The organism is Streptomyces sp. NPDC002698 (assembly GCF_042888945.1).
In the GTDB taxonomy this organism is placed as follows: domain Bacteria; phylum Actinomycetota; class Actinomycetes; order Streptomycetales; family Streptomycetaceae; genus Streptomyces.
In genome coordinates this window covers 356,298-372,019 of sequence record NZ_JBIAQM010000006.1, presented here as the reverse complement: position 1 = coordinate 372,019, position 15,722 = coordinate 356,298, and the positions used below count along the sequence as shown (strand labels likewise).

The following is a 15,722-nucleotide window of genomic DNA, read 5'->3' as shown; positions in this document are numbered from 1 at the left end:
CTGATCGTGCCGAACATCAAGGACGCCCACACCAAGACCCTGCCCCAGCTGGCCGAGTCGCTGGGCGAACTGGTGGCCACGGCCCGCGAGGGCAAGACCTCACCGGCCGCGATGCAGGGCGGCACGGTGACGATCACCAACGTCGGCGTCTTCGGCGTCGACACGGGCACGCCGATCCTCAACCCCGGCGAGTCCGCGATCCTCGCGGTCGGCGCGATCAAACTCCAGCCCTGGGTCCACAAGGGCAAGGTCAAGCCCCGCCAGGTCACCACGCTGGCGCTCTCCTTCGACCACCGCCTGGTCGACGGCGAGCTCGGCTCCCGGGTCCTCGCCGACACCGCCGCCGTCCTGGAGCAGCCCAAGCGGCTGATCACCTGGGCGTGAGCCGACGGGGCAGGGGGAGCTGAGTCCCCCTGCCGGTCCGTGACATGGGAAAGGGGCCTGCCGCGCGGTATGCGCGGCAGGCCCCTTTCCCTGTTCGGGTGCCTTACCTGGCGAAGCTGTAGTTCAGCAGCTTCGTCGCGTCCGACGTGCGGACGGTGGCCGACGTGGAAGCGAGCACCGTGCCGATGATCGTCTTGCCGTTGCGGGTGGCGGCGAAGACCAGGCAGTACTTCGCCTCGGGGCCCGAGCCGGTCTTGATGCCGATCGTGCCGGAGTAGCCGGTCAGCAGAGGCTTGTTGGTGTTCTCCCACGTGTAGTAGCGGTAGCCGCCACTCGAGGTCGTCACCTTCTGCTTGGTGCTGACGGTCTTGACGATCGTCTTGAACGTGGTGCTCTTCATGGCGCTGCTGGCGAGCTTCGTCAGGTCGCGCGGCGTCGAGTAGTTCGCGCCGTGGCCGACGCCGTCGAACGAGTCGAAGTGGGTGTTCGTCATGCCGAGGCTCCGCGCCGTGGTGTTCATCTTGCCGATGAACGACTTCACGCGGGCGGCGCGCGTCGTGCCCGAGCCGAACTTGTCGGCGAGCGCGTAGGCGGCGTCACAGCCGGACGGCAGCATCAGACCGTAGAGGAGCTGACGGACGGTCACCTTGTCACCGACGATCAGGTGGGCCGAGGAGACGTAGCCGGCGTCGACGATGTAGTTGCTGTACGCGCTCGAGACCGTGACCTTGGAGTCCAGGTTGAGGTTCGACTGCGAGAGCACGACCTTGGCGGTCATGATCTTCGTGGTGGAACCGGTGGACAGCTTGGTGTCCGCGGCCTTCTTGTAGAGGGTCGTACCGGTGCCGTTGTTCATGGTGTAGCCGCCCTTGGCGGCGATCGTGGGCGTGGCGACGGCGCCCGCGGGCGCGGCGCCGAAGCCGCCGGCTGCCAGCACGGCGCCGGTCGTGAGGGTCACAGCGGCGGCCCTGCGGAAACGCGTGCCCTTAATGCCGGTAATCAAAATGAACGCTCCGTATGCGCGAAATGCCCCTGGGAGAACGGCACATAGGGATGCCGTCCCACGTTCAGACTCGCGGGGCGCGCAAAGGGATGTGCGGCAAACGGAGGAAATTCATGTGACCTGGGTTACGCGCGGGGGCTGTTGGGGTCCGCATGCTGAAATGCCCCCGGGCATGCGTACGTGTTGTATCTATGATGTGCGCATGCCTTCAGCCCCGCCCGCGCCGATGCGGCCCCCCGTGAAACAGCCGCCCGCCGCGGACCGCGTCTACGCACACGTCAAACAGGGCGTCCTGGAGCGCCGTTACGAGGGCGGGTCCCTGCTGACCGAGGGTGAACTCGCCGACGCGGTGGGCGTTTCGCGCACCCCGGTCCGCGAGGCGCTGCTCCGCCTGGAGGCCGAAGGGCTGATCAAGCTCTACCCGAAGAAGGGCGCGCTCGTCCTGCCGGTCTCCGCCCAGGAGATCGCCGACGTGGTCGAGACCCGCCAGCTCGTGGAGGAGCACGCCGCGCGCAAGGCCGTACCGGCGTCGCCGCGGCTCCTGGCCCGTCTGGAGGAACTGCTCGACCGGCAGAAGGAGCAGGCCGCCGCCGGGGACCTGGCCGCCGCCGCCGTCACCGACCGCTGCTTCCACGCCGAGATCGTCCGCAGCGGCGGCAACGAGATCCTCTCCCGGCTCTACGACCAGCTCCGCGACCGCCAGTTGAGGATGGGGGTCGCCGTGATGCACGCGCACCCCGACCGGATCACCAAGACGCTCGTCGAGCACGAGCAGATCCTCCAGGCGCTGCGGGCCGGTGACGCCGACGCGGTCGTCGCCCTCATCCACGGCCACGTGAGCTGGTTCTCCAACCTGGCGCGGGGCGAGGTCCGATGAGCTCCCCGGCCACCCTGCCCGGCGACCCGCCCGGCGGCCGGCGCGCGATCGCCGTCTGGGGCATCGGCGTCTCGGTGTACTTCGTCGCGGTCATCTTCCGTACGTCACTCGGGGTGGCCGGGCTCGACGCGGTGGACCGCTTCCACGTGGGCGCCTCCGCCCTGTCCACGTTCTCCATCCTCCAGCTCCTCGTGTACGCGGGCATGCAGATACCGGTCGGGCTTCTGGTCGACCGGCTCGGCACCAAGAAGGTGCTGACCATCGGCGTCCTGCTGTTCACGGCCGGGCAACTGGGCTTCGCGTTCTCCTCGTCGTACGGCATGGCGCTCGTCTCGCGCGCCCTGCTGGGCTGCGGTGACGCGATGACGTTCATCAGCGTGCTGCGGCTCGGCACCCGGTGGTTCCCCGCCCGGCGCGGTCCGCTCGTCGCGCAGTTCGCGGGTCTGGCGGGTATGGCCGGAAACCTCGTGTCGACGCTCGTGATCGCCCGGCTGCTGCACGGCGTGGGCTGGACGGCCGCGTTCGCCGGCAGCGCCGCCGCCGGTGTCCTCGTCCTCGTCCTCCTGCTGCTGTTCCTGGAGGACCACCCCGAGGGCCACCGGCCGGAGCCGTTCCCGCACCGGGGTGCCGCGTACGTCCGCCGGCAGATCGCCGCGTCCTGGCGGGAACCGGGTACCCGGCTGGGTCTGTGGGTGCACTTCACCACGCAGTTCCCGGCGATGGTGTTCCTGCTGCTGTGGGGGATGCCGTTCCTCGTCCAGGCGCAGGGTCTGTCGCGGGCCGCGGCCGGTGAGCTGCTGACACTCGTCGTCCTGGCCAACATGGGTGCCGGACTGGTGTACGGACAGATCGTCGCCCGGCATCACACCGCGCGGCTGCCGCTGGCGCTGGGCACGGTCGCGGCGACGGCGGTCGTGTGGGCGGGGGTGCTGGTGTACCCCGGCGAGCACGCGCCGATGTGGCTGCTGGTCGTGCTGTGCACGGTGCTCGGGTTCTGCGGACCGGCCTCGATGCTCGGCTTCGACTTCGCGCGCCCGGCAAATCCGCCGGAGCGTCAGGGCACCGCGTCCGGGATCACCAACATGGGCGGTTTCACCGCTTCGATGACGACGCTGCTGGCCATCGGTCTCCTGCTCGACGCCACCGACGACAACTACCGGGTCGCCTTCGCCTCCGTGTTCGTCCTCCAGGCGGCCGGGCTGAGCCAGATCTTCCGGCTGCGGAAGCAGGCGGCCCGCCGGGAGCGGGAGCGGCTCGTGGCCAGCCGGGTGGAGACGGTGCACGTACCGGCGTGACCGCCGCCGACGCCACCCCGTCCCGCTGCCGCCGGCTCGCGCTGTCCGGGATGTGCGGGACGTGACGCGAGGGACCGGGGGACGTGCGGAGCGGGGCGGAGGGCGGGGAAACGTCCCCGCCCCGTCGCGGCAGCGTGCGCGGCCGCCCCGCCCGTTACGGCGTGACGGCGAGGCCGCGCAGGATCGCCGCGGTCAGTTCCGGGTCGCCCTCGGCCTTGATGCGGTCGGACACGGCGTCGGGGCTGACGCGGCCACAGGCGAGCCGGACGAAGGTCTCCCAGTCGAGGGCGAGGCTGACGGCGGGACCGAGGGAGGGCGAACCGTTTATCGAGCCGCGCCCGTCGGCGTCGACACGGACGGTGCGCAGGAACTCGACGGGACCGTGCACGTCGAAGACGACCGCGGAGTTGACCGGCGCCCCCGCGTTCTTGGCGACGATCTTCGGCAGCGCGGCCAGCAGCTGGTCCCGCACGATCTGCGAACCGGGGGAGTCGAGGTTTCCCGGCCGGCCCAGCGTCCACCGCAGGTCCTGCTCGTGCACCCACACGTCGAACGCGCGGTTGCGCATCGCGTGTTCCAGGGTGACCTCGGTGCCGAGCGGGCCCCGCACCTTGGCGTCGGGCTGCCGCGTCTCGTTCCGGAGCTGCCGGTTGCGGCGGATGACCGTGTACTCCAGCTCGGAGGTCATCTCCGGCGCCGTGTGGTGGCGGCGTACGTCGACCTGCATCTCCATGTACCGCTGGTGTTCGTTCGTCACGTGGTAGAGATCGCGGGGAAGGGTGTGGATCGGCCGCGGGTCGCCGAGCATCTCGCAGTCCAGCCCGATGACGTGCGAGACGATGTCACGGACCGACCAGCCGGGGCACGGGGTCCGCCGGTTCCACTCGCCCTCCACAAGCGGCTGAACCAGCTCGGATATCGCTTCGATCGAGTGGGCCCAGGCGTCGGCGTAGGACTGAAGACTCGGATGCAGACTCACGGAACGGGACCCCTCGGGCGGTTGGACGCGGGCATTTCACAGGCAGCGGGTGTCTTGGGACGCTAAGTTACGCTGCTGTGAGGCACCCCGGCAGTGCTTTCGTGTGACGATCGTAGGCCGGTATCGACGGCTCGAATGCCAGGACGGTGGTAGTGTGCGCGCCTCGCTCCTCCAGATCGACGTAAACGATGATGAATCGGTCGCATCCCGCAGGCACCGTGTGGCGGACCTGGTACGTGATCAGGCCGGAGTCGATCTCGTCGTGCTCCCCGAGCTGTGGACCACCGGCGCCTTCGCCTACGAGGGGTTCGGGGCGTGGGCCGAGCCGCTGGACGGGCCGACCCACGAGGCGATGAGCAAGGCGGCGAGCGACGCGGGCGTGTGGCTGCACGCCGGGTCGATCCCCGAGCGCGCCGCGTCCGGGACCGGCCCGGAGGCCGAGGCCCCCCTCTACAACACCTCCCTGGTCTACTCCCCCGCCGGCGAACGCGTCGCGGCCTACCGCAAGATCCACCGCTTCGGCTTCGACAAGGGCGAGGCCGTGCTGATGGGCGCGGGTACGGACCTGGTGACCGTGCGGCTGCCGGAGACCGTCATCGGCGTCGCCACCTGCTACGACCTGCGGTTCCCCGAACTCTTCCGCGGACTCGTGGACGCGGGGGCGCAGACCTTCGTCCTCCCGGCGGGCTGGCCCGAGCGGCGCCGCGCCCACTGGACCCTGCTCGCGCAGGCACGCGCCGTCGAGAACCAGGCGTACGTCCTCGCCTGCGGAACGGCCGGTACGCACGCGGGAGTTCCCCAGGCGGGGCACTCGATCGTGGTCGACCCGTGGGGTGAGGTCCTCGCCGAGGCGGGCCCGGACGAGGAGATCCTCACGGTGGAGTTCGACCCGGCGAGGGTCGCGGCGACCCGGGAACAGTTCCCGGCCCTGAAGGACCGCCTGCTGGGCCTGGACACGCCCACCCGCTGACCGGCGTCCCGCCTGCCCGGCCCGGCTCCCCCTCGTCGGCGAGGTTCCCACCCCGCTGACCTGCGGTGCCCCGCTGACTTGCGGTGCCCCGCAGCGGACCGGCGTCCCGCCGCGGGGCCTGTCGGCCGCCTCTCCGCCGGCCCGCGGCCCCGCCGCCATCCGTCTCCGGCGCCGCCCCCGGCACCGCTTACGGCACCGCTTCCGGTGCCCTCGGCGGACGGCGCCGTCAGTCGTCCCCCCGTTCCTTCTCCGCCAGATGGATCACGCACACCGCGACCGCGATCAGCAGCGCCGGATCGGCGTCCTCCCGGACGACGTCGACGCCGTACGTGTCGCGCAGATGCAGCCAGCGCCGGGAGATCTGCGCGAGGAGTTCGTCGTCGTAGTCCACGGCGAACTCGCGGTCGAGGATCTTGCCGCTGACGTCGAGCTCGGTGCCGTCGACCAGCGACACGCGGTAGTGATTGCGGAGCAGGGACAGGCGCTTGCGCTTGATGGTCGCGAGCGGATCGCCGTCCCGCTCGATGATCATCGTGTCGCGCAGCGCGAGCATCTTCTGGTGGATGTCGATCAGGACGCGTCCGCGGGTGTCCTTCAGCTGGAAGGTGTCCCGCAGCCGCATGGCCTTGCCGTCGACGAGGAAGACCTTGTCGCCGTGGTCGTCCTCGATCCAGTAGTCCTCACCGAAGCCGAGCAGCCGGTCGCGTACGAGGTATCTCATGCCGTCACCGGTTCCCCGGTGGGCGTTCCGAAACGCCGCCGGTAGGCCGACGGGCTGAGTCCCGTCGCCCGGCGCACCCGTTCGCGCAGGTTCGCGGCGGTCCCGAGCCCGCTGCGGTCCGCCACCACGTCGAGCCGGGCCTCCCCGCGCTCGATGAGCCGGCAGGCGAGGGCGACCCGCTGCGCGGTCAGCCAGGCCAGCGGTGTCGTGCCGAGCTGGGAGCGGAAGCGGCGGTGCAGGGTCGCCGGGCTCACCGCGGCGTGCGCGGCGAGGTCCCCGACCGTCAACGGCTCACCGAGCCGCTCCTGCGCCCAGGCCAGCAGGGGTGCCAGCGAGGCGTCGGGCACGTCGGGCAGCGGCTGTCGTACGAACTGGCGCTGGCCCCCGTCGCGGTGCGCGGCGAACACCAGCCGGCGCGACACCGCGTTGGCGGTCTCCGCGCCGTGGTCCCGGCGGACGAGGTGCAGCCCGAGATCGAGCGCGGCCGCGCTGCCCGCCGCCGTCAGCACGTCGCCGTCGTCCACGAAGAGGACGTCCGGATCGAGCAGCACTCTCGGGTGCAGCTCCCGGAAGACGTCCGTCCAGCGCCAGTGCGTGGTGGCGCGCCGCCCGTCGAGCAGCCCCGCCTCGGCGAGCGCGAAGGCCCCGGTGCAGAAGCTCACCACCCGGGCCCCGCGCGCGTGGCCGCGCCGGACGGCGTCCAGGACGGCGGCCCGGCGTGGGACGACGTTGTCGGGACGCCCGGGGACGACGAGCGTGTCGGCGTCGTCCGTCGCGTCGAGGCCCGGCACCCCGCTCAGCGTGAAGAACCCGTGGTTCATCCGGACACCGGGCGTGGGGGTGCACAGGGTCAGCTCGTAGAGCGGCTCGGGCCGCCCCAGTTCGGGTCGGGCAAGCCCGAACAACTCGGTCGCGACGCCGACTTCGAAGGGGTTCGTACCCTCGTCGACGATCACGGCGACGCGATGCGGCCGGCGGGACGAAGGCTCCGCCGGCCCGCGTGCGCCGGGAGCCTCCGGGGATGCGGGACGTTGCGAGGATCCTTGCGGCATACGCGATTTCTAGCACTCGCCGGGATGCCGGAAGGCGCGGACGATGAACGCATGACCAGTGCACCCGACCGACGCGGCGAACCCGTCTCCCTCTCCGCCGCCCTCGCCTCCTTCACCGACCTGTGGAGCCCGCGCATCGTGACCACCGTCAACGACTACGACGTGCGCGTCGCGAAGGTCGAGGGCGAACACGTCTGGCACGTGCACGACCACACCGACGAGTTCTTCCTGGTCCTGGAGGGCGAGCTGACCATCGCGCTCCGTGAGCCGGCCGGCGAGCGGACCGTCGTCCTCCCCAAGGGCTCCGTCTGCACGGTCCCCCGCGGAACCGAGCACAGGCCGTACGCCCCCGACGGCGCGTCGATCCTCCTCTTCGAACCCACCGGCACCCTCACCGTCGGCGACCGCCACGACGAGATCCCCGCCCACGTGGACGCGACGACGGGGCACGCGCTGGACTGACACCCGGCCGTACGGCGGTCCGGGATTTTCGGAGCGCCGCGCCCTGGTGGCACCCTTGATCACATGAACGCCGCCTCTCCCGCCCCGCGCCGTGCCCGCGTCCGTGCCCCCGAGCTCGTCGGCAAGGGCGGCTGGCTCAACACCGGCGGGAAGGACCTGAAGCTCGCCGACTTCCGGGGCCGCGTACTGATCCTGGATTTTTGGACCTTCTGCTGCATCAACTGCCTGCACGTCCTGGACGAGTTGCGGGAGCTGGAGGAGAAGCACCGGGACACCGTCGTCATCGTCGGGGTGCACTCGCCGAAGTTCGCGCACGAGGCGGAGCATCAGGCGGTCGTCGACGCGGTGGAGCGCTACGGGGTGGAGCACCCGGTGCTCGACGACCCGGAGCTCGCGACCTGGAAGCAGTACGCCGTACGGGCCTGGCCGACGCTCGTGGTGGTCGATCCCGAGGGGTACGTCGTCGCGCAGCACGCCGGTGAGGGGCATGCCCACGCCATCGAGCGGCTGGTGGAGGAGCTGGAGGCCGAGCACGCCGCGAAGGGCACGCTGCGGCGCGGCGACGGGCCGTACGTGGCGCCCGAACCCGAGCCGACCGCGCTGCGCTTCCCGGGCAAGGCGCTCGCCCTGCCGAACGGCAATCTTCTGGTCAGCGACACGACCCGGCATCAGCTCGTGGAGCTGGAGGAGGACGGCGAGACGGTCGTCCGGCGCATCGGATCAGGTGTCCGGGGCTTCGTGGACGGCGGCGCCGAGGAGGCCGGGTTCAGCGAGCCGCAGGGGCTCGCCCTGCTCGACGAGGGCGCGGTCGTCGTCGCGGACACGGTGAACCACGCGCTGCGCCGGATCGACCTTCCGACCGGCGGGGTCACCACGCTCGCGGGCACCGGGCGCCAGTGGTGGCAGGGCTCGCCGACGTCGGGGCCGGCGCGCGAGATCGATCTGTCCTCGCCGTGGGACGTGGCCCTGTTCGGCGGGAAGGTCTGGATCGCCATGGCCGGTGTGCACCAGCTGTGGGCGTACGACCCGGAGGCGGGGACCGTGGAGGTCACCGCGGGCACGACGAACGAGGGGCTGGTCGACGGACCGGGACCCGAGGCCTGGTTCGCCCAGCCGTCGGGGCTCGCCGCCACCGCCGACCGGCTCTGGCTGGCCGACTCCGAGACCTCGGCGCTGCGCTGGGTCGATCCGGACGGGAGCGTGCACACCGCCGTGGGCACCGGGCTCTTCGACTTCGGGCACCGCGACGGTGCCGCCGGACAGGCCCTGCTCCAGCACCCGCTGGGGGTGACCGCGCTGCCGGACGGTTCGGTCGCGGTCAGCGACACGTACAACCACGCGCTGCGCCGGTACGACCCCTCGACGGGCGAGGTGACCACGCTGGCCACGGATCTGCGCGAGCCCAGCGACGCCGTGCTCGTCGGGGACGACATCGTGGTGGTGGAGTCCGCCCGGCACCGGCTGACCCGGCTGCGGCTGCCCGAGGAGGCGGTACGGGTGGAGTCGGTCGCCCACCGCACACAGCGCGCGGCCACCGACGTCACCCCCGGAGCCGTCCGGCTGGACGTGATCTTCCAGGCACCGGCCGGACAGAAACTGGACACCCGCTACGGCCCGTCCACCCGGCTCCTGGTCTCCGCCACCCCGCCCGAGCTGCTGCTCGCGGGCGAGGGCGCCGGCACCGATCTCTCCCGGGACGTCGAGCTGAACCCGGCCGTCCCCGAGGGCGTGCTGCACGTCTCGGCGATGGCCGCGTCCTGCGACGACGATCCGGCCAACGAGTACCCGGCCTGCCATGTCCACCAGCAGGACTGGGGCGTGCCGGTCCGCCTCACGGAGACCGGGACGAACCGGCTGCCCCTGGTCCTCGCCGGCATGGACGGCTGATCCGGCTCAGACGCCGTAGCCGTCCGTGTACCCGTCACGGCGGCGCCGGTCGTCGTCCACGACGGTCGCGGTCGGCGGTACGACGACGCGCCTGCGCCGCGCGATGCTGCTGAAGGTCGTCACGCCGATCAGTCCGACGATCATGAGGATCACGCCGACGAGGTGAAGGTTGACCCCCTGCATGTGCCAGTCGGTCGCGAACGTGAGGATCGCCCCTGCGGCGATCAGGATGATGCATCCGCCCAGGCCCATGGGTGTCGTCTCCTTGTGATGGCAACTCCGAGTCGTTCCGGACCCGTTCCGGGTACCCGGGACCTCGCGAGCCATGCGGAGGCGCTTCCTCACGTGACGCGCGCCGCCGTTTCCGACGGCTGCGCGCGTCACGTCACGTCGACGTAGTCCTCGCGGCCCGAGCTCACCAGATGGGTGCTGTTCGGGTAGAGGAGCACCGCGACCCAAGTGCCGTCCTTCGAGGCCGTGAAGCCCTTGCTGAACGTGCCGTCCGTGCGGGTGGTCGCGTTGCCCATGTCGTACCAGCTGCTGGAGCCCTTGGGCTTGAAGAGGATCTTCACCGCCTGGCCGGCGTAGGCCTTCCAGGCGCTCGAGGTGTAGTGCTGCAGCTTGCCCTTGTAGGTGATCGTGCGGCCCTTGCGGACCGGCTCCGGCGCGGCGTTGCCGTCGGTGATCCGGGTCGGGGTGCGCGTGACGTGCACGACGGAGCTGTACGACTCCTGGCAGTCTTTGACGGCCTTGAAGTGCGCCCGGTAGTAGCCCTTGTAGGACGTGGCGAAGGTGCCCTTGAAGTTCGCGCCGACGTCCGGCTCGAAGCTGCCGGGTACGACCGTCTTCATCGTCTTCCAGCCGGTCTTCCCGTCGGCCGAGTACTGGAGGTCGACCTGGTTGTACATGTCCGCCGGGGCGGACCTGCCGCTGTTCAGCAGGCCCTTGGCGGTCAGCTGGGCGTACTTGTCCAGGTTCGCGGTGAAGTTGGTGATCGACGTCTTCTGGGCGACGTGCACCTTGACCAGCTGCAGCTCGCTGAACCTCAGAAACGTCCCGGTGAGCACTCGCACATCGACCGTGCCGGACTTCGGCAGCGTCAGTTCTCCGGTGAAGCGGCCGTCGGCGCCCGTGACGGGCCGCGAGGCCACGCCTCTGGACTCGCTGGACCAGATCTCCTCCACCGTGGCTCCGGCCAGCGGTTTCCACGCCCCGCCGACGTACACCTCGGCGGTCCCGGAGACCTTCACCGCCTGCCCGGCCTTGACGCTCAGTTCGGCGGCGTCCAGGGTCACGCGGGTGTCCGACTGGACGGCCCTGACCTCGACGCCCTGGTTGGCCCAGGGCTGGTACCAGGGCTCGTCCGGCCGCAGCCAGGCGCTGACGGTGTCGCTGGACGGGTCGGTGACGCGGTAGGTGTAGGTGAAACGGCCGTCGGCGCCGGTCCGGGTCGCCGCGCCCGGGACGCTGGAGATCCCCAGGTCCACTCGCGCGTCCACCGCGGGAGTCGTCTCGCCGGTGCGCGGGTCGGTGACCGTGAAGCCGCCGGTGACGGTGACGTCCTGGTGCTCGTAGTCCGGATTCTGCGGGGCGGCCCGCAGATCCGTGAGGTTCGCTTCGAGCTCGTACTCGTACCCGGACGTGTCCTGGGCGGTGGTGGTGTCCCCGTCGGCGTCGGTCAGGTCGACCACGACGCGGTAGACGCCGAGGTCGGCCAGGCGCAGCGGGGTGGTGGTCCGCCACAGGTTCGCGAAGCCGGTGCTGGAGTCACGGGTGAAGTCGCTGACCCGGGCGATCTCCGGGGCGTCGGCGGCGGAGCCCGGCGCGTACAGGTGCGCGGTGATCGAGGTGATGGCGGTGTCGGTGTCGGACGAGGCGGACACCCACACCAGGCCGTCACCGGGGTGGTCACCGCTGCCGACGCCGTACAGCACCGGCGCCGGCGCCGCGTGTGCGGCGGGTACCGGGCCGATCAGCAGGGCGGCCGCGACGGAGGCGCAGGCGAGCGCCAGGGATCTCTTTCGCACGTAGTCCCCCACGAGACCGAGTTCGCAGATCATTGAAGATTGAAGCGCAGCGTACGGTGCGACAATCATCTTTGAACAGGTTCAAAAAATAACGATCTCGCAGGGGGACGGGCGGGCGGGACTCACCCCTCCAGGAACGCCACCAGCGCGTTCGTCAGCAGGAACGGGTCGTCGGCGGCGCAGAGTTCGCGGGCGCTGTGCATGGACAGGATGGCCACGCCGATGTCGACCGTCTTGATGCCGTGCCGTGCCGCCGTGATGGGGCCGATGGTGGTGCCGCAGGGCATGGAGTTGTTGGAGACGAAGGACTGGAACGGCACGCCGGCCTTCTCGCAGGCGGCGGCGAACACGGAGCGGCCCGAACCGTCGGTGGCGTAGCGGTTGTTGACGTTCACCTTGAGAATGGGGCCGCCGCCCGCGCGCGGGTGGTGCGTCGGGTCGTGCCGCTCGGCGTAGTTGGGGTGCACGGCGTGGCCGGTGTCGCAGGAGAGGCAGACGGTGCCGGCGAAGGCGCGCGCCCGGTCCTCGTAGGAACCGCCGCGGGCGAAGACAGAACGTTCCAGCACACTGCCGAGCAGCGGTCCGTCGGCGCCGGTGTCGCTCTGCGAGCCGTTCTCCTCGTGGTCGAAGGCGGCGAGGACCGGGATGTACGACAGTCCGGGTTCGGCCGCCGCGGCCGCCGCCAGCGCGGCCGTGGCCGCGTGCACGGACAGCAGGTTGTCCATGCGCGGCCCGGCGAGCAGCTCGTTGTCGCGGCCCAGGTAGGCGGGGCGCTCGATGGAGTGGGTCATCAGGTCCCAGCCGGTGACCTCGCCCGCGGGCACCCCCGACTCCTCCTCCAGGAAGGCGATCAGATCGCCCTCGCGGGCGTCGCCGAGTCCCCAGACGGGCTGGAGGTGGCGCTGCTTGTCGAGCTTGAGCCCTTCGCTGCTGACGGAACGGTCCAGGTGGATGGCGAGCTGCGGCACGCGCAGCAGGGCGCGGTCGATGTTGACCAGACGGGTCGAGCCGTCGCGCAGCGACAGGCGTCCGGCCAGGCCGAGGTCCCGGTCCAGCCAGGAGTTCAGCAGCGGGCCGCCGTAGATCTCCACGGCGATCTGGCGCCAGCCGTGCGCGCCGGTGTCGGGCAGGGGCTTGACCCGCAGGTTCGGGGAGTCGGTGTGCGCGCCGATGATCCGGAACGGGGTGTGCGGCTCGGCGCCCTCGGGCACGTACCAGGCGATGATCGCCCCTCCGCGCAGCACGTACTTCCCGCCGCTGCTCCCGTCCCACGCGTCGGTCTCGGCGACCTGACGGAACCCGGCCTTCTCCAGCCGCTCGGCGGCGGTCGCCACGGCGTGGTACGGCGTCGGGCTCGCCGCGAGGAAGGACATGAGGTCGTCGGTGTGGCCGCGGTCGAAGCGGGTGGGTGCACTCATGGGTTCACCTTAACGACGCACGAGGGCCCGCTCCCGGGGTTGGGAACGGGCCCTCGTAAGGGGGATGTGAAGGGCGGACACCTCGGGACACCTGAACGCCGGGACAGGTGCCCGGGTCGGTGCCCGCCCGTCGGGACGGGGCCGGCGGCTCTTAGAAGGCGGCCTCGTCCAGCTCCATCAGGTCCAGGTCGACGCCCTCGGCGAGCTTGCGGGCGCCGGTGACGCCCGGCAGCACGTTGGCGGCGAAGAACTTCGCGGCCGCGATCTTGCCGGTGTAGAAGGGCTTGTCCTTGGCGGAGGCGGTCTCCAGCTTCTCGGCGGCGATGGCGGCACCGCGCAGCAGCAGGTAGCCGACGACCACGTCACCGGAGGCCATCAGGAGGCGGGTGGTGTTGAGGCCCACCTTGTAGATGTTCTTGACGTCCTGCTCGGTGGCGGCGAGGTCGGTCAGCATGAGGCCGACGATGGCCTCCAGCTCGACGGCGGCCTTGGCGAGCTGCTCGCGGGCGGTGGACAGCTCCTCGCCGCCCGTGCCGAGGGCCAGGAACTTCTTGATGTCCTCGGAGAGGGAGTTCAGTGCGGCGCCCTGGTTGCGGACGATCTTCCGGAAGAAGAAGTCCTGGCCCTGGATCGCGGTGGTGCCCTCGTACAGCGTGTCGATCTTGGCGTCGCGGATGTACTGCTCGATCGGGTACTCCTGCAGGAAGCCGGAGCCGCCGAAGATCTGGAGCGACTGGGCGAGCAGCTCGTAGCCCTTCTCGGAGCCGTAGCCCTTCACGATCGGCAGGAGGAGGTCGTTCAGGGCCTCGGCGGCGGAGGTGTCCTCGCCGGCGGCCTCCAGGACCTGGATCTCGTCCTGGACAGCGGCGGTGTGCAGGACCAGGGCGCGCATGCCCTCGGCGTACGCCTTCTGCGTCATGAGCGAGCGGCGCACGTCCGGGTGGTGCGTGATGGTGACCTTGGGCGCGGCCTTGTCCATGAAGTCGGCCAGGTCGGTGCCCTGGACGCGCTCCTTGGCGTACTCCAGCGCGTTCAGGTAGCCGGTCGACAGCGTGGAGATGGCCTTCGTGCCGACCATCATGCGGGCGAACTCGATGATGCGGAACATCTGGCGGATGCCGTCGTGCTTGTCGCCGATCAGCCAGCCCTTGGCGGGGTGGCGGTCGCCGAAGGTCATCTCGCAGGTGTTGGAGGCCTTGAGGCCCATCTTGTGCTCGACGTTCGTCGCGTACACGCCGTTGCGCTCGCCCAGCTCGCCGGTCTCGAAGTCGAACTCGTACTTCGGGACGAGGAACAGGGACAGGCCCTTGGTGCCGGGGCCGTGGCCCTCGGGGCGGGCGAGGACGTAGTGGAGGATGTTCTCCTCCATGTCGTGCTCACCGGAGGTGATGAAGCGCTTCACGCCCTCGATGTGCCAGGAGCCGTCGTCCTGCTGGATCGCCTTGGTGCGGCCGGCGCCCACGTCGGAGCCGGCGTCCGGCTCGGTGAGGACCATGGTGGAGCCCCAGCGCTTCTCGACGGCCATCGTCGCGATGTGCTTCTGGACGTCGTTGCCCTCCTCGAAGAGGATGCCCGCGAACGCGGGGCCGCTGGAGTACATCCAGACCGCCGGGTTCGCGCCGAGGATCAGCTCCGCGTAGGCCCAGATCAGGGAGCGGGGCGAGGTGGAGCCGCCGATCTCCTCGGGCACGCCGAGACGCCAGTACTCGGAGTCCATGAACGCCTTGTACGACTTCTTGAAGGAAGCCGGGACCGGCGCGGTGTTGGTCTCCGGGTCGAAGACCGGCGGGTTGCGGTCGGCGTCCGCGAAGGACTCGGCGAGCTCGTTCTCCGAGAGGCGGGTCAGCTCCTCGAGGATGCTCTTGGCGGTGTCCGTGTCCATTTCCGCGAACGGGCCGGTGCCGTACAGCTTGTCGCGCCCGAGCACCTCGAAGAGGTTGAACTCGATGTCGCGGAGATTCGACTTGTAGTGCCCCATGGCGACGGCTCCGTAAGGGATCGGCGAGGCACTGACTCCTCGCATCTTTGTCACGTACCAGCAAGTAGCTACGATGATGCTACCCGCCAGTAATAAGAAGCAACCCCGGGTGGGCCATATGTGGCCCACTACTCTTTGACGCATGTACGGCTACGAGCAGAACGCAGGCGCCCAGCAGGGGTACGTCCCGCCGCAGCAGCAGATGCCCGGCCAGATGCCGGACGGGCAGATGGCGGGCGGATACGGCCAGCAGCCGCCCCTGTACCCGGAGCCGTCCCCGCCGTCCCTGCCGGACGCGGTCCGGGCGTTCACCACGGGCGCCATGGCGGCCGAGGACTTCCAGCAGGTCTTCGCCACCTCGAAGGTCTACTGCCCGCGCGGTGACAACCCCGGATTCCTCGCGCTGCACAACACCCAGCAGCCCGTCATCCCGATGTTCAGCTCGCTCAAGGAGCTGCGCCGATACGCGGGCAAGGAGTCCAAGTACTTCGTGATCACCGGAGCCGAGGTGATCGACCTGCTGCCCACGGGCTACGGCTTCGTGATCGACATGGAGGGCAAGCACCGCATGGTCTTCGACGCGAAGGCCGTGGAGCAGATGGTGGACTTCGCGATGCGCCGTATGTACGGCTGACGGTCCGCCGCGGGTGCCCCGGTGCCCGGCGTCCG

At 70.5% G+C, this 15,722-nt stretch carries 15 protein-coding genes; 7 read left to right on the top strand and 8 right to left on the bottom strand.

Annotated features, from left to right (window positions below; translation table 11 throughout):
* The coding region (locus tag ACFYW9_RS12590) for a 2-oxo acid dehydrogenase subunit E2 (protein WP_389148306.1) at positions 1 to 384 on the top strand (384 nt) is incomplete at its 5' end.
* Between the two features lie 103 nt (positions 385 to 487).
* On the opposite strand, the gene ACFYW9_RS12585 is transcribed toward ACFYW9_RS12590, so the two are convergent.
* Entirely contained in the window at positions 488 to 1,387 is a 900-nt protein-coding gene (locus ACFYW9_RS12585; RefSeq protein WP_389148303.1) for a D-alanyl-D-alanine carboxypeptidase family protein, read from the bottom strand.
* A gap of 202 nt (positions 1,388 to 1,589) precedes the next feature.
* Between ACFYW9_RS12585 and ACFYW9_RS12580 the strand changes: the two genes are divergently transcribed.
* Both ACFYW9_RS12580 and ACFYW9_RS12575 read left to right on the top strand, forming a co-directional pair.
* Positions 1,590 to 2,264: a GntR family transcriptional regulator gene (locus ACFYW9_RS12580; RefSeq protein WP_351871149.1), complete on the top strand. Its 675-nt coding sequence runs from the start codon at positions 1,590 to 1,592 to the stop codon at positions 2,262 to 2,264.
* Positions 2,261 to 3,559: a nitrate/nitrite transporter gene (locus ACFYW9_RS12575; RefSeq protein ID WP_389148299.1), complete on the top strand. Its 1,299-nt coding sequence runs from the start codon at positions 2,261 to 2,263 to the stop codon at positions 3,557 to 3,559. The genes ACFYW9_RS12580 and ACFYW9_RS12575 overlap by 4 nt, the downstream gene beginning before the upstream one ends.
* A gap of 154 nt (positions 3,560 to 3,713) precedes the next feature.
* Here ACFYW9_RS12575 and ACFYW9_RS12570 read toward each other — a convergent pair whose 3' ends face one another.
* Positions 3,714 to 4,538: a maleylpyruvate isomerase family mycothiol-dependent enzyme gene (locus ACFYW9_RS12570; RefSeq protein ID WP_389148296.1), complete on the bottom strand. Its 825-nt coding sequence runs from the start codon at positions 4,536 to 4,538 to the stop codon at positions 3,714 to 3,716.
* A 154-nt stretch (positions 4,539 to 4,692) separates the two neighbouring features.
* On the opposite strand from ACFYW9_RS12570, the gene ACFYW9_RS12565 reads away from it, so the two are divergent.
* Positions 4,693 to 5,508: a carbon-nitrogen family hydrolase gene (locus ACFYW9_RS12565; RefSeq protein WP_389148293.1), complete on the top strand. Its 816-nt coding sequence runs from the start codon at positions 4,693 to 4,695 to the stop codon at positions 5,506 to 5,508.
* 226 nt (positions 5,509 to 5,734) lie between these two features.
* On the opposite strand, the gene ACFYW9_RS12560 is transcribed toward ACFYW9_RS12565, so the two are convergent.
* Together ACFYW9_RS12560 and ACFYW9_RS12555 are read right to left on the bottom strand one after the other, a co-directional pair.
* Complete coding sequence (locus tag ACFYW9_RS12560; RefSeq protein WP_389148290.1) at positions 5,735 to 6,229, bottom strand: LURP-one-related/scramblase family protein; 495 nt, start codon at positions 6,227 to 6,229, stop codon at positions 5,735 to 5,737.
* Entirely contained in the window at positions 6,226 to 7,281 is a 1,056-nt protein-coding gene (locus tag ACFYW9_RS12555; RefSeq protein WP_389148287.1) for a GlxA family transcriptional regulator, read from the bottom strand. Before ACFYW9_RS12555 ends, ACFYW9_RS12560 begins: the two co-directional genes overlap by 4 nt.
* 51 nt (positions 7,282 to 7,332) lie before the next feature.
* On the opposite strand from ACFYW9_RS12555, the gene ACFYW9_RS12550 reads away from it, so the two are divergent.
* Positions 7,333 to 7,743: a cupin domain-containing protein gene (locus tag ACFYW9_RS12550; RefSeq protein WP_389148284.1), complete on the top strand. Its 411-nt coding sequence runs from the start codon at positions 7,333 to 7,335 to the stop codon at positions 7,741 to 7,743.
* A gap of 63 nt (positions 7,744 to 7,806) precedes the next feature.
* The gene (locus ACFYW9_RS12545) at positions 7,807 to 9,630 is read left to right on the top strand and encodes an NHL domain-containing thioredoxin family protein (protein WP_389148281.1); all 1,824 of its coding nucleotides are present in this window, start codon (positions 7,807 to 7,809) and stop codon (positions 9,628 to 9,630) included.
* A gap of 6 nt (positions 9,631 to 9,636) precedes the next feature.
* Here the strand turns inward: ACFYW9_RS12545 and ACFYW9_RS12540 are convergent, their stop codons facing one another.
* From ACFYW9_RS12540 to ACFYW9_RS12525, 4 genes are all read right to left on the bottom strand, one after another.
* Positions 9,637 to 9,882, bottom strand: a complete 246-nt coding sequence (locus tag ACFYW9_RS12540; RefSeq protein WP_355765090.1) for a DUF6458 family protein — start codon at positions 9,880 to 9,882, stop codon at positions 9,637 to 9,639.
* Positions 9,883 to 10,010: 128 nt separating this feature from the next.
* Positions 10,011 to 11,657 carry a hypothetical protein gene (locus ACFYW9_RS12535; protein WP_389148277.1) on the bottom strand — a complete coding sequence of 549 codons (1,647 nt, stop codon included), beginning with the start codon at positions 11,655 to 11,657 and terminating at the stop codon, positions 10,011 to 10,013.
* A gap of 122 nt (positions 11,658 to 11,779) precedes the next feature.
* Positions 11,780 to 13,075, bottom strand: a complete 1,296-nt coding sequence (locus ACFYW9_RS12530; protein ID WP_389148274.1) for a M18 family aminopeptidase — start codon at positions 13,073 to 13,075, stop codon at positions 11,780 to 11,782.
* Positions 13,076 to 13,226: 151 nt separating this feature from the next.
* Entirely contained in the window at positions 13,227 to 15,053 is a 1,827-nt protein-coding gene (locus ACFYW9_RS12525) for an acyl-CoA dehydrogenase (protein ID WP_389148361.1), read from the bottom strand.
* A 142-nt stretch (positions 15,054 to 15,195) separates the two neighbouring features.
* Here ACFYW9_RS12525 and ACFYW9_RS12520 point away from each other — a divergent pair, with 142 nt between their 5' ends.
* Positions 15,196 to 15,687 (top strand): SseB family protein, encoded by a 492-nt coding sequence (locus tag ACFYW9_RS12520; RefSeq protein ID WP_326786670.1) that lies wholly within the window; start codon positions 15,196 to 15,198, stop codon positions 15,685 to 15,687.
* Positions 15,688 to 15,722: the final 35 nt, after the last annotated feature.